This window comes from Streptomyces sp. NPDC018947 (assembly GCF_044390505.1).
GTDB lineage: Bacteria > Actinomycetota > Actinomycetes > Streptomycetales > Streptomycetaceae > Streptomyces.
Genome location: NZ_JBIRZD010000019.1, coordinates 111,314 through 124,091, shown reverse-complemented (window position 1 = coordinate 124,091; position 12,778 = coordinate 111,314). Strand labels below are relative to the sequence as shown.

The following is a 12,778-nucleotide window of genomic DNA, read 5'->3' as shown; positions in this document are numbered from 1 at the left end:
GATTGAGCCGCAATGATTATGGTGACCGGCGCGAACGGACAGCTTGCCTCCCTCACGCTCCAGGAGTTGGCCGACCGGAAGGTGCCCGCCCTGGGTGGCAGCCGAACACCCGCCGACGGGCAGCGCCACCTGGACTTCGACGACCCCACCAGCCTGGACCTCACCGGTGTCTCGACGTTGGTCCTGGTCTCAGCCGGGTATGCCGAGGACGACCAGGTCATCGCTCGCCACCGGGCCCTTCTTGACGCTGCGGTCCGCGACGGCGTCGCGCACGTGATCTACACCAGCCTGACCGGCACCGGGGATCATCTCGGGTTCGCGCTCGCCCACCGCGCCACTGAGGACCTGGTCAAGGCCAGCGGTCTCGGGTGGACGATCCTGCGCAACGGGCTCTACGCCGAGCTCTTCGGAGCGTTGTTGACGTGGACACCCGATGGCCTCGAGTCAGCTTTTGGCGATGGCGCTCTCTCTGCGGTGGCTCGGGCGGACCTGGCCGCAGCCGCAGCCATCGTTGCCAGCCACCCGACCGCGCACGTCGACAAGACCTACGACCTGGTCGGCGACCCGATCACCGTCGGCGACGTCGCCGAACGTCTCGACGTCGCCCACCGAGCGATCGGGCTCAGCGAGTACCGCGCCCGGCTCCTCGCGCACGACGCACTGCTGCCGTTCCAGCCGCCGATGCTCGCCTCGATCGCCACCAGCATCCGCCATGGGTTCCTCAGCAACTCCAGCCCCGACCTCGTGGGACTGCTCGACCGACCGCTCACCGACGCGCTGGCCGTTGCGGCGGACACCGCGGCTGCGATGCGTCCCGGCGCACGCTGACGCGGATGGTTCATCGCAACGCGCCGCTGTCCCTCGAAGGTCGTCGGCGGCTGGTCGAACGCTGCCTTACCCGTCCCATCGCACACGTGGCCGCTGAGATGGGCATCTCTCGTGCGTGCGCATCGAAGTGGGTCAACCGCTACCGCCAGGATGGGGAGCTCGGCCTCCTGGATCGCTCCTCGGCCCCTCACCGCCTGCCGACAGCAATCTCTGCGGACGCCGTGGGACGGATCGAGGACCTACGTCGCACGCAGAAGTGGTCCGCCTCCCGTATCGCCTTCGAACTCCAAGACGAGGGCATCAAGGTCAGCCGTCGCACGGTCTCTCGTCACCTTCTCGCCCTGGGGCTGAACCGCCGCAAGTTCATCGACCCGAACGACTCCTCAAACCGCGAACCACGCAAGATCATCGCTCGACGGCCCGGCCACATGGTCCACATTGACGTGAAGAAGGTCGGCCGAATCCCCGACGGCGGCGGCTGGCGAGTCCACGGCCGGGGGATTGGCTCGCGCGGTGGCCGGCCGCCCGGGTTCAACGCCGAGGACTACAAGGCTCGGCATGCCGTCGAGTTCGGCATCAACCGCCTCAAAAGGAATCGGGCTGTGGCCACGAGATTCGACAAGCTCGCGGGCCGCTACGAGGCCACTGTCCTCGTAGCGGCCATCAATGAATGGCTGTAACCAGCTCAATCAGGGGCGACGGACGGATGTCCGTGGAGTTGTGGAGGTTCAGGTGTTGATGGCATGTTCGACGAACTGGCCGCAGGCGCGGAACCCCAGGCGGCGGTACACAGGCTCCCCGTCGACCGACGCCTGCAGGACCGCGATGCTGTGATCTCGCTCGCGGGCAGCGTGAAGAGCCGCGAGCGTGATGGCTCCGCCGTAGCCGCGCCGGCGGTGGGCGGCCAAGGTGGAGATGTTGTAGATGCCGGCGACTCCCGCATGGTGGAACACCTCGGCAGAGCAGACCGGACGGTTCTCCACGTAGCCCACCAGGTACCGGGCCGGGCAGGTCGTGGCCAGCGCCTGGGAAGCAGCCCGGGCGAAGAAGTCGCGGACGGTTTCGGCGGGTGGATTCCAGTTCGCGGCGAGGACCGTGGCGTAGTCGGCGAGCTGTTCGCGCGTGGTCACCGTTCGAATGTCCAGACCCGGGACAGAGGGAATCGGCAGGGTGTCGTCCAACTCGGCCCACATCGCCGTCTCTCGCTCTGACACCGGCAGACCGGCCGCCGTCAGGCGGGCGGTGAGGTCTGTCGGAGTCGAGGCAGGTCCCACCCACCAGGAGAAACCGCGGCCGGTGCCAGCCAGCGTTGCGACGGTCTCGGAGATGCGGGCCGCGGCGTCGCTGGTGGTGAAGCAGGCCGCGGCGACGATGTTGAACGTGTCGTCGTCCAGGCCGCTGTCCGCGACCAGGAGGTCACCGGTCTCTGCGACGGTCGCACCGGACATGCTCCGGTGCAGATGGCAGGCGTGTTCCGCCAGGTTCCGTTCCATCCTGTCCGTCAAGCCGGCTTCATCGAGAAAGTAATCATTCATAGGGATCGATGCCAGCACGACCGAGCGAAGACTGCATGTCATTTTAGGCGGTGCCACGCCGACGACCAGCACTTTCGATACGCGCCCTAGCCAGGACCGGGCCCAGCGCATCGGTGCGGACGGCTGCCTCTTCGGTTACGGCAAGGGCTTCCCGTCCTGGCAGCCGGGCCCTCACAGGACCGGCTGGCAGATGCGGCCTCAGCCGCCGGCCTTGTCCACCAGGCCGGCGGGGCGCCTCTGCAGTTCCTCGTTGATACGCCGCGCTTCTTGGAGCTGGTCTTCCAGGATGACGATGCGGCAGGCAGCCTCGACGGGGGTGCCCTGGTCGACGAGTTCGCGGGCGCGGGCCGCGATGCGCAACTGGTAGCGGGAGTAGCGGCGGTGGCCGCCCTCCGAGCGGAGCGGCGTGATCAGTCGGGCTTCCCCGACGGCCCGCAGGAAGGCGGGGGTCGTGCCGAGCATCTCGGCCGCCCGCCCCATGGTGCAGGCGGGGTAATCGTCGTCGTCGAGACGGCCGTACGAATCGTCTGCTGTCATCTGCACCTCTCTGCGGAACGCGTGGAGGGGCCCTGGTGCCATACGGCACCAGGGCCCCGAAGGAACTCCTACACCATCTGCCGGCCCTGATACTGCGCCGGCCTTCTGTGTCCGCGGACCCAACCTGTCTGCTGCCGGGGGCGCGGGGATCGCGGTTGCTTGACCGGAGACCACCTCACTATCGATGTCCTGCGGTACCCGGGCCCAAAACTCCGCCCGGGCGATCCTGATGGCGCTTCGTTCCTCCGTTCTTCCCTCTAGTACAGCTCTACTGCTGGTGATACGAACCTCTCAGTGACCTGTGACAGCGCCACTCTTCGACAGCCAGCCCCGTTGCCCGTCCTGCGTCTGCTCTGGCTTAGAACCCCACTGCCGAACCTCCCGGTGCGCGCGTCCGCAGCCGACGCCTTCACCGAGGTACCGCTCACTGACTTCACTGCTGGGTACTGCCACTACGGTGGCGGCCCCTGATCACTGCGGGCCGCCCGGTCCGGTCGTCAGTCCCGTCGCCGTCCTGCAACATCCTGGCTTCGACACTCCACCACCGCACCGTCCTGCAACTGCGGGTACTGCTGCCCGGCAGTTCGTCTCTGCCGGGCCCTGCGGTCCTTCTGGGTTACAGAAGAAACATAACCACACCACTGACCAATGTCTACTCCCGCTGGTATAGATTTTCGCGTGCTCGATAGTGAGGTAGTCACTCTCGAACAGTGATGGGTGCTGGGGTGAGCCGGGTTGACGGGCCGCAGCCGGGGCACAAGCCCCGGGTAGACAGGTCAGACGTCGCCGATCCAGAGACCGGGGTGCCCTGACGGATACGGTGAGCGTCAAAGTCGCAGCCCTCCGCTCAGCGGCATCCGTAGCGGCGCCCGCGACAGCGCCAGGGAGTTCCTCGAAGGTCTCGTACCAGGGCTCGCACCCGGGACCGCCGACACGGTGATTCTGGTGGTCCGGCCGGGACAGTGTCGCTCGTGCAGTGCGGGCTGCTGGTGCGGCGGTTCCAGGTGTAGGTGACGCTGAGCGAGCCGTCGCAGGTCAGCAGCAGCAAGCGCTGCTCGAAGAACGGGCAGCACTGCTGCCCGGCAGCCGCCAGTTCGGCGATCCGCGCGGCCCGGCCTACGGGCAGGGGCAACCGCAGGCCCTCGGGTACCGCGGCGCCACGGGGACGCACGGGCTTCCCTATACGCGCAGGAGCGAGCCGGCACGGGGGGACCAGCCCGCTCCTGCGGTCGGCGCCCACTACTTCCCCACGAGAGCGGGCGCCTCGACCCTCATGATCGGGTCACTCCTTCCAGCGCACGGGGCCCCGGGTGCGTCACTGGCGGCGGACGATGGTCACCAAAACCCAACACCTTTTGAAGACGAAGGCTCGGTGCCGTCACGGCTCCGCCCGGAACCACGCCGCCCCGGAAAGGCACCGTTGCAGGGCCATTAGGCTGGAGCCGCTGCGGCACCCCCAACTGCCCTCCGCGCTCTGCGCGGTGAGTCATGGGCTGCGGCGATCGAGACGTCATGCAGGCATGAGGATGAGGCACAGGTGCTGATAGCGGGCCGGTACCGGCTGCAGGACCCCATCGGGCGAGGCGCGATGGGAGAGGTGTGGCGGGCCTTCAACGAGACGCTCGGCCGACCGGTCGCCGTCAAGTTCCTCCTCCCCCAGGCCTCCGACCCCACCGCCGCCTCGCGGTTCCGTCTGGAGGCCCAGACCGCCGGCCGGCTCAGCCACCCGAACGTCGTCGGCGTCCTCGACTTCGGCACGTACGAGGACCGGCTGTTCCTGGTGATGGAGCTGATCGAGGGCGACAGTCTCGCCCGGGTGCTCGACGCTCAGGGAGCGCTCCCCGCCGAGCAAGTGGCCCGTATCGCCGCCGAAACCGCCGCCGGGCTCGCGGCCGCCCACCAGCAGGGCATCGTGCACAGGGACATCAAGCCCGCCAACCTCCTGTTGGACGCCGACGGCACCCTGAAGATCGGCGACTTCGGCATCGCCCGCTTCCTCGACGACCCCGGTGCCGCTCTCACCGCAACCGGTCAGATCGTCGGCACCAGCCTCTACCTCGCCCCCGAACGAGCCCTGGGCCGCCCCGCGGCCCCGGCCTCCGACGTGTACTCCCTGGGCTGCGTGGTCTACCAACTCCTCGCCGGACGACCCCCGTTCCAGGCGGACACTGCCCTGGCGACACTCCACCAGCACCTCGATGCCTCCCCGGTACCACCCCGGCAACTCGGCGCCGACCTCCCGCCCGCCTTCGAGAACTACCTGCTCAGCCTCCTGGCCAAGGAGCCCCAAGGCCGGCCCACGGCCGAGGAGATCGCCGACTGGTTCGGGCGCGGAGCCTGGCGCGGAACCCCACAACCCCTGCCACGCGAACACCAGGAACCCAGACACCAGGGCACATCGCGGGTCACCGGACCGACGGCCGCCGCCCCCACGGACTCCGCTCCCACACAGAGCACCTTCACTCCGGTGGCCGGCACCGAGTGGAAGACGAGCGTGCACCGGGCAGCGTCCCGCCGCTCGCGCCCGCCGCTCCTGCGCCGTTCCCGGCTGGTGGCCGCGCTGGGCGGTGCCGCTCTGTTCACCGTGGCACTGCTGGCGGGGCTGGCCTGGTTCTCTCCCGACGCCGGCTCGGCACCGGGTCCGCACACCTCCCCGACCGCAACCCCCACCATGTCGCCGTCCGCTGCGCCGGCCACGCCATCCTCTTCAACACCAAACGGCACCACTCCCCCACCGTCGCCCGCGTCGACGCGCTCCTCATCTCCGGCGCAGCCCGCCGACCAGGAGAGGGAGAAGGCGACCGACGCCCAGCCGAAACCCGAGAAGGCCGACAAAGGCGGAGGCAAGGGCAAGCATTGACCGGCCCCAGGCACGAAGCGTGTGAGCCGAGGCGAGGAAACGTATCGCTGTGACGCGGTTGCGTCGTTCCTCCGCAGGAGTGAAGCCCTGGCCATGGTGGGTGAGGTTATGGCTAGTCGTTGCGACGCTGCAGAACGGACGCGCGGCGGGAAGGGACCGCAACGTCCGAGTCTGCGATGTGTCTGTGGGGTGTCAGCTGCGGCGGTCGCCGGATGACGGCCTGGCCGTGGTGACGGAGCGGATGCCCGCATATCACTGACAGTGGCCAGGAAGGGTGCGGAAGGCGGGTCCGATGACATCGCGCCCGAACGTGTCGCGGACCGGTCGACGGCCTTCTCCGGCACCAGCCACCCAGCCCGGCCACCTGCGGATTGGGGCCTTCTCGTGCTCGCCTCGGCATGCATGACCTCGGCTTACCCGGCGTAAGGTGCAGCAAGTTGATCATGCTCTTATAGGCGTGCCGGTTGATCACCGGTGTAAGTCACAGCGTCCACGCGCCCTTGTGGGCTGCACGACGTCGGGCGCCCGCCCCGTCTTGCCGGGGAGCGGGTCCGCTCATGGTCACCACGGTCCGGAATGTGGCCTGGCCGGCTCCCGCAGGACGGGGTTCGCCGAGAAGAAGCACTTTGTCACAGCTTGTCCCTCTTCCTGTACGGGTCGATCACTGACCACCGCCACCGTTCACAGAGAAAGCACGTCTCGTTGATACCTACGAAAGTCCGGTCTGTTCCGCCCCGACATGCACGCACCGTCACCCATGGCCGGGTACGGGGTGTGTATCTGCCTCGTCTCGCGGATGCGGCCGCAGGCTCCATGGCCACCTACGGCATCCCCTTGCTGGTGCTGGGCACGACGAACTCCTCGTCGCTGACCGGGATCGCCTTCATGCTGGCGTGGGCGCCCCGGCTGTGCACGTTCAGTCTGGCCGGCGCGGCCGTCGACCGTTTCGGACCCGCACGGGTTTTCCGGCTGGCCGCCACAGCCCGGGCACTGGTCGCAGGCCTTGCGGCCCCTGCCTTGGCCATGACCGACGACGACACGGCCTCGAGCCTGGTGATGCTCCTGGCGGCGTGCGCGGGGTGTCTGACCCAGTTCAGCTACATCGCGGCCGAGAGCGTCGGCGCGGTCGCCAGCCGCGACGCCGCCGGTGCGGCACACCGCGTCCAGTCGGTCCTGCTGGGCATCGACCAGGCAGCCGCTCTGGCCGGCCCCGCGGCAGGCGGCCTCCTCCTGCAGTGGGGCGGCTCCAGCGGCATGCTCGCGGTGATCAGCGGCTTATCGATGCTCACGGCCGCTATCGCCCCGCGCACCCGTCACGCGCCCCCGCAAGCACCGGAAGCAGCCGGACGCATGACACGGGGATGGCGGACTGGCTGGTCCACCCTGCGCGCGCTGCCGAGGCTGGCGTGGCTGGTGGCGGGGCTGGCACTGTCCAACCTGGCCCTCGGTCTCCTGGAAGCGGCAACCCCGGTGATCGTGGTGAAGCAACTCGGCCAGTCCAGCGCCTCCGTCGGCCTGGTGTGGTCCTGCGCGGCCGCCGCCTCGCTGCTGGCAGTCACGACCTGCCGCATCACCATCGACCGGTGGGGACTGACAAGGGTGGGCCGCTGTGCCGCTCTGGTGACGATCGTGCCGTGCTTCCTCATCGCGCACGCCGGCTCCTACCCCACCTACCTGATACTGACCGCCGTCTTCATGGCCGGCGACAGCGTCCTGGCCGTCGTGCTGCGCACCCTGCGATCCCAGCTCATCCCCGCCGAAGTGTTCGGCAGCACCCTGTCCGTGACCGTGCTGATCCTCCTGTTGCCCTACCCCCTCGCCGGGATCCTCATGGCACTCGTCAACCCGGCAGACATCCACACCGTGATCACCGTCTGCGCCGTCCTGCAATGCCTCGGCCTCCTCTGCGCCTTCACCCGCGGCGCCCGCCCCCGGCCCCGCCACGGCAAGCACCGCAGACGAGGCAACACAAGCCCCCGCCGATGAGGCAGGCAGCCGCCCACACGTCCCAGCGGTAGACCGCGTCGCGCAGACGGGAGAAAGGCCCGAACACCGACGTCCACGGTCCCCCGTCCACGAACACAACGAGGCCGCGAGCAGTGGATCACAGGTGTAGCGCCTGCGCACGCTCCGGGTCTGGCGCGCTATGTGGGTGCAGCGCCTGCACCCACTGCCAGCCTGACGTCCAGCTCCCCATCATCGGCTTAGCGCCGGCCCGTAACGCCCGGGCCCGGCCGGCCCACCGGCGGCAGTTCCCCGACGGGATACGGACCGCGATCGCTTTCACCAGCCGGTCCGCTGCCCGCCACAGCGGGCCGCTCTCCTGCGCGACCGTCACCAACAGGCGCAGCACGTCGTAGGCCTCCTCGAGTGTCAGCAGCGCCAGGCGCTCCCGCTGCCCCCATCGGCATGGAGAGGATCTCGTCCAGGTCGCGGCCGTCGAGGGCGAGGGGGTCGTAGTCGTCCATGACCGGGCAACGCACCCGGCACCGTCCTGGTCACGCGGACACCAGGCACACGCAGATCAGCCCCGGCCGGCGTGCGCCGGCCGGGGCTGATCGAAGGATGCGGTTGTGAAGGGCGGTCGCCTACGCGGCGAAAGGCTCTGCAGGGCTTCAGCCGAACGATCGTCCCTGCAGGCAATAGGTGAGGCCCGGGGACACTGTCCCCTCCACAACCACGCTCATCCCAACACGGACACACCCGCCGTCATTCCCCGGCGAGAACACCGTCCGCGCTGTCCTCGGGGAAGCTGCCGTGCCCCGGCTGTGTGGAGGTGCCGGACCGCCGTTCGCCGCGGACGGCGCGCTGCCCCTATAGGGGGGCGCGCCGGGTGGTGCGGTGGCGGTGCCGGTGCGGTTCTCCGGCGCCGCCGGATGCCAGTGACGGCCGCTGCGGCGCGGATGTCGTCGGGCGGGTTGGTGCCAGCGTTCCCATGGCGGAAGGCCCGGTCGTAACCGTCGCGGACTCGCTGCCCACCGGCAGTGCAGTTACTTCCTCGGACAGAGGAAGTGTCTCGGCCACACGCGTGGGCGTGCGGCGGTGACGGAGGACGTCGAGGGACGCGGCGGCCGGGGCTGCAGCACGGTGCTAAGCATTGGCGCTGGCGGCTCGCAGCAGGGCGCGGTCAGCGGCTGGGTCATCGCGCCGCCCGTGTGGGTGGAATGGTCATACCGCGGAGCAGGCACCGGATGCCTCCTGCCAGCCGAGGTATCTCCCCCCTGATTATCACAGGCCAGTGGGTTCCCAGTCCCCGACAGAGGCTGGAAACCCACCGAGGATGCCGGTCAGGTCAGGCCTGTGATTCGAGCAGCCAGCTGAGCGGGGTGTCCTCGTTGCGGTCACCGGCGGAGGTCTTCATCCGGCCCACGCTCACCTTCAGGGTGCCGGCATCGAGCGTGAAGCCGACCCTGCCCCCGCCGGCGGGCACGTCATACGTCTGGACGGCCCAGGTGGTCCCTTTGAACACGGCAACGCGGACCTTGGCGTCGTCGAAGTCCGAGCCGAAGGACAGGGAGAACTTCTTCCAGCCGTACGACGCTCCGTCCGTGGGAGGCGGAAGGATCATGCGGACGTAGCTGGGGTGGATGAGCTTGCCGCTTTCGTCGAAGGCGAAGCCGTGGGGGATGTCCTCAGTCTGGAACGATGGCATGGAGGTTTCCTCTCATCAGAGTCGGTCGCCCGCAGGCCGCGGGCGAGCTCAACTACCGGAAAGATCAGCCCTCCTGAGAGGCCGGCACCACCCTTGGCCCGAGCCCAGCAACAGCCTCCGGCCATTGGTGCCGCCCCGTGTTTACCGCGGGCGGCCTGGACGCCAAGCGCCTAGAAGACCGTGACTCGTTCGCCTGCCATCCTCATAGCCACCGCCTAGCACAGTCGCATACGCAAACATGACGCGAAGCAGTCGGCCTTCCTTCACCCACACAGGTGGTCTCCAGGACGTCGCACACGGGGGTTGACAGCGGCTTGATAAGCGAACGAAGCCAAGGCCCCTCGCTACCCGACGTGCTGAACAACTGCTGTCCCGATCTCGTGAATAAGCCAGGGCCGGTCTCGCTTCACCGGCCAGGACCGCTGCGGCAAGTCCTAGCGCGGTACCGTGCACGTCACTGCGGGCGGGGTTGAGGAATGTCTCCCGGCCACAAGGGGCGCCCGGCTTCCGTCCGGGCGAGCTGCCTGCCGATTTCGACCAGGCCCTCGCTCCGGTCGGCGGGCCCGAAGGCCTGGTAGTCCTCAGTCGTCGGATCGTAGGCACGGACCTCGCTGCGCGGTCCGGCGCACACCAGCGCGCGGGCGATGGGCGGCAGGCCCAGGCCGGAGCGTCGCATGCGCGGTCGTGGATGAGCTGGAGCAGGTCCGTGGTGACCGCTGCCCAGTCACCGACCTGAGGCCAGAGCGCCCCGCCGTCCAGTTCGTGGGTGAGCGTGGCCAGGGGCACGATCTTGCCCGGGCGGCGGCCGCGGGTGAGGCGTTCATGTATGCGGGTGCCGTCGGGCTGGCGGACACGGGGGTGCAGCAGGGAGGCTGCGGCCACGAGCGAGGTGTTGATCTCCTCGCCGGGGGTCAGGTGGTACGGCTCGTGGGCGAAGAGCAGGTACACACCGTCGGTGGACTGCTCGGGGCCGTGGTTGGGCATGTCGGTTTCCTCCGTCATCGTCGGTGAAGCGGGCGCTGAGGGCTCGGCGGGGGCTGATGGTGCGGGGCGGGACGGGTGCGGGACGGCGGCTGTCTGCCCGGCCGGCCGTGGCAGGCGGAAGGCTCGTCGTCGGCTGTGGGTGTGAGGATCTCGGCAGTCTGGGCGGCGAGTTGCCGCATCAGTCGCTCCCGGGTGACGAGCACGCCCGTAACGGAGCGGGTGTCGCGGCGTTGGAGGAGGTCTGCTGTGTCGAACAGCTGGTGGTGTCCGATCTGCAGGGCGCGCCGTACTCGGTGCTGGTCGCTGCGGGCGGCCGCGTCGGTGAGCGTGGTGTGCAGGGCGGCCAGGCGGTGGAGGTAGCGGCAGGCGGGTCCGGCGTCGAGGATGCGGACGCTCTCACCGGCGCGGGCATCGAGCACGTCGGGCAGGTGCTCCACGAGCAGCGGGGCCAGGGCGGCCGCCGGCAAGATGATGGTGAACGGGATGCCGTGCAGGCCGGCGAGGGTGGCCGCGGTCAGGGCGAGAGCTGTGACAGCGGCCGTGCCGGGCCGTACGGCCAGTGGGCCGAGGCGGATCCGGTGTGCCCGGCGCCTCGCCAGCCAGCGCAGCCCAAGGCGCTGCGCGCGGGTCGCGAGCGGGCTGAACACGGCGATCCGGTCGAGGTGCTGGGGCAGGCTCCCGTCGGCCAAAACCGTCCAGTCCATCCACCCCCACCCCGTCCGTTCACGGATCAGGACCGGCTCGCAGCCCTGCGCGCAGCCGGCGCCGCAGCAGACGTGGCCGCTGCGCAGCGCGCGGGCCTGTGCCCTCTCCCACCTCCACGGCTGCTGCCGGAAGGGGCGCAGCCCCGGTGCGGGCCCGGTGGCCGGTGGTGTCGGGGTGGTCATGGCGTACTTGACTCGGTCGGGCCGGTGAAGGTCGTGGTGCAGGTGGTGCAGCGTCCGTCGCCGTGAGGGTGGGCGCGGCGCGGGGTGGGGCCGGGGCAGGTTTGGCACAGGGGCCAGTCGAGGCAGGCCGGGCAGAGGTCTTCGCCGGGTGCGGTGCCGGGTACGCCGCAGCCGGCGCATTCGACCAATGCGCGGTAAGTCAGGGCTTCGGTGACGGTGCGGGCCGCGGGCGTCGTGGACGACCGGGCGGGCGTCGAGGGAACGGGCCGCTCGTCGTCCAGGACGTGGCCGCGAGGGTGCGGGCTGGTGAGGGTGGCGGGTGGTGGGTAGGCCTGGGCGGCGCGCAGGCGGGCGGCGATGATCGCGCCGATGCTGGTGCGCACCGGGGCCGGCAGGGGGCGGCCGGCGATGACGTGGCGCAGCTGGGTGCTGGTCCAGCCGGATTCCAGCATCACGGTCACGACGCGGCCCTGGTCGGTCAGTGCCTTCCCGGTCAGCAGCAGCTCGGGCTGAGCGGCCCCGATCTCCAGCAGCAGCTGGATCCCGGGATGCAGCTCATCGGCCGCAAGCACCGGCAGGATCGCCGACGAGGGGTGGGGCGCTGCAGGTGCCGCGGGCGGGCTGCCGGCCGGGGACGCTGCTGCGTCCGGCCGGCCCGTCCCCGAGGAGACGCGCGCGTTGGCGGCGCGGTCGCAGGGACGGAGGGGTCTGGTCTTCTGCTTGTTGGTCTTCTTTCTGTTGGTGTTCTTAGGGGGGCGATTGACCTGCGCAGGTTTATCCACTGGTGGATAACCCGTTTCTGGTGGTGACCTGCGGCTTTGCAGGGCGGGCAGGTCGGTGATGAAGTACACCGCCGCACCGAGGGTTCCGTCTGGGCCGCGCTCGCGTTCGCGGACCAGGAACCCGTGCTGCTCCAGTTCGTTCAGCCCGGTTTTGACCGCCGCCTCGCCGTCACGGCTGCAGCGGGCGAGGTCGGTGACTGTCATCCGCCAGCCCTCCCGGTGTGTGGAGAGCAGGCCGAACAGCCCCTTCGCCTTGAACGACAACCGGCCGTCACGGAAGAGGCCGTTGGCGATCTGCGTGAACTGATCCCCCGCCATCACCCCGCGTCGGATCCCCGTACCAACCCCATCGGCCGACCCCGCCTCCAGGCCCCCAGCCACCGAGCGGGGCCCGGACGGCGCGTCGCGCAGGACGGCGGGGTGGTCGGTGATGCAGTAGACGCTCTCCCCGAGGGTGCCGTTCGGGCGGCGCAGGCGCTCACGGACCAGATAGCCGTACGCCTCCAGCTCTCTCAGACCGGCGCCTACCGCGTCCCGGCCATCGGGGCCCTGGCGGGCAAGGTCGGCGATCGTCACCTGCCAGCCGCTGCGGTGCGTGCTGACATACCCGAAGATCCCCTTCGCCCGGTAGGACAGCCGGCCGTCACGGAACAGACCATTCGCGATCTGCGTGAACTGATCAGCGGCCATCACACCGCGTCGGATCCCCGCGC

Annotated in this window: 10 protein-coding genes and 1 pseudogene; 4 read left to right on the top strand and 7 right to left on the bottom strand. The window is 69.6% G+C overall.

Features of this window, described 5'->3' with window-relative positions:
• The first annotated feature begins 12 nt into the window (after positions 1–12).
• Both ACH499_RS30205 and ACH499_RS30200 read left to right on the top strand, forming a co-directional pair.
• A complete protein-coding gene (locus ACH499_RS30205) occupies positions 13–828 on the top strand; it encodes an NAD(P)H-binding protein (RefSeq protein WP_399019784.1) in 816 nt (271 codons plus the stop codon).
• A 5-nt stretch (positions 829–833) separates the two neighbouring features.
• Positions 834–1,329, top strand: a pseudogene (locus ACH499_RS30200) (helix-turn-helix domain-containing protein); the annotation flags it as partial.
• A gap of 227 nt (positions 1,330–1,556) precedes the next feature.
• On the opposite strand, the gene ACH499_RS30195 reads toward ACH499_RS30200, so the two are convergent.
• Both ACH499_RS30195 and ACH499_RS30190 read right to left on the bottom strand, forming a co-directional pair.
• A complete protein-coding gene (locus ACH499_RS30195) occupies positions 1,557–2,321 on the bottom strand; it encodes a GNAT family N-acetyltransferase (RefSeq protein ID WP_399019884.1) in 765 nt (254 codons plus the stop codon).
• 240 nt (positions 2,322–2,561) lie between these two features.
• The gene (locus ACH499_RS30190; RefSeq protein WP_399019782.1) at positions 2,562–2,900 is read right to left on the bottom strand and encodes a MerR family transcriptional regulator; all 339 of its coding nucleotides are present in this window, start codon (positions 2,898–2,900) and stop codon (positions 2,562–2,564) included.
• A gap of 1,537 nt (positions 2,901–4,437) precedes the next feature.
• Between ACH499_RS30190 and ACH499_RS30185 the strand changes: the two genes are divergently transcribed.
• Both ACH499_RS30185 and ACH499_RS30180 read left to right on the top strand, forming a co-directional pair.
• Positions 4,438–5,760 carry a protein kinase gene (locus tag ACH499_RS30185; RefSeq protein ID WP_399019780.1) on the top strand — a complete coding sequence of 441 codons (1,323 nt, stop codon included), beginning with the start codon at positions 4,438–4,440 and terminating at the stop codon, positions 5,758–5,760.
• 813 nt (positions 5,761–6,573) lie between these two features.
• On the top strand, positions 6,574–7,746 hold the full coding sequence (locus ACH499_RS30180) for an MFS transporter (RefSeq protein WP_399019778.1): 1,173 nt from the start codon (positions 6,574–6,576) through the stop codon (positions 7,744–7,746).
• Between the two features lie 118 nt (positions 7,747–7,864).
• On the opposite strand, the gene ACH499_RS30175 is transcribed toward ACH499_RS30180, so the two are convergent.
• The 5 genes from ACH499_RS30175 to ACH499_RS30155 all read right to left on the bottom strand — a co-directional run bounded on the left by ACH499_RS30175 (position 7,865) and on the right by ACH499_RS30155 (position 12,755).
• Entirely contained in the window at positions 7,865–8,140 is a 276-nt protein-coding gene (locus tag ACH499_RS30175; RefSeq protein WP_399019882.1) for a DUF6417 family protein, read from the bottom strand.
• Positions 8,141–9,052: 912 nt separating this feature from the next.
• Positions 9,053–9,412 (bottom strand): hypothetical protein, encoded by a 360-nt coding sequence (locus ACH499_RS30170; protein ID WP_356206269.1) that lies wholly within the window; start codon positions 9,410–9,412, stop codon positions 9,053–9,055.
• A 454-nt stretch (positions 9,413–9,866) separates the two neighbouring features.
• Complete coding sequence (locus ACH499_RS30165; RefSeq protein ID WP_399019776.1) at positions 9,867–10,088, bottom strand: hypothetical protein; 222 nt, start codon at positions 10,086–10,088, stop codon at positions 9,867–9,869.
• Positions 10,089–10,410: 322 nt separating this feature from the next.
• The gene (locus ACH499_RS30160) at positions 10,411–11,283 is read right to left on the bottom strand and encodes a hypothetical protein (RefSeq protein WP_399019774.1); all 873 of its coding nucleotides are present in this window, start codon (positions 11,281–11,283) and stop codon (positions 10,411–10,413) included.
• The gene (locus ACH499_RS30155; RefSeq protein ID WP_399019772.1) at positions 11,280–12,755 is read right to left on the bottom strand and encodes a hypothetical protein; all 1,476 of its coding nucleotides are present in this window, start codon (positions 12,753–12,755) and stop codon (positions 11,280–11,282) included. Before ACH499_RS30155 ends, ACH499_RS30160 begins: the two co-directional genes overlap by 4 nt.
• Between the last annotated feature and the right edge of the window lie 23 nt (positions 12,756–12,778).

What these genes read in the sequence shown, in the direction of transcription:
- ACH499_RS30155 (WP_399019772.1), bottom strand. Translation starts at nt 12,755, where the DNA reads ATGGCCGCTGATCAGTTCACGCAGATCGCGAATGGTCTGTTCCGTGAC.
- ACH499_RS30160 (WP_399019774.1), bottom strand. Translation starts at nt 11,283, where the DNA reads ATGACCACCCCGACACCACCGGCCACCGGGCCCGCACCGGGGCTGCGC.
- ACH499_RS30205 (WP_399019784.1), top strand. Translation starts at nt 13, where the DNA reads ATGATTATGGTGACCGGCGCGAACGGACAGCTTGCCTCCCTCACGCTC.
- ACH499_RS30180 (WP_399019778.1), top strand. Translation starts at nt 6,574, where the DNA reads ATGGCCACCTACGGCATCCCCTTGCTGGTGCTGGGCACGACGAACTCC.
- ACH499_RS30170 (WP_356206269.1), bottom strand. Translation starts at nt 9,412, where the DNA reads ATGCCATCGTTCCAGACTGAGGACATCCCCCACGGCTTCGCCTTCGAC.
- ACH499_RS30165 (WP_399019776.1), bottom strand. Translation starts at nt 10,088, where the DNA reads ATGCGACGCTCCGGCCTGGGCCTGCCGCCCATCGCCCGCGCGCTGGTG.
- ACH499_RS30190 (WP_399019782.1), bottom strand. Translation starts at nt 2,900, where the DNA reads ATGACAGCAGACGATTCGTACGGCCGTCTCGACGACGACGATTACCCC.
- ACH499_RS30195 (WP_399019884.1), bottom strand. Translation starts at nt 2,321, where the DNA reads ATGGAACGGAACCTGGCGGAACACGCCTGCCATCTGCACCGGAGCATG.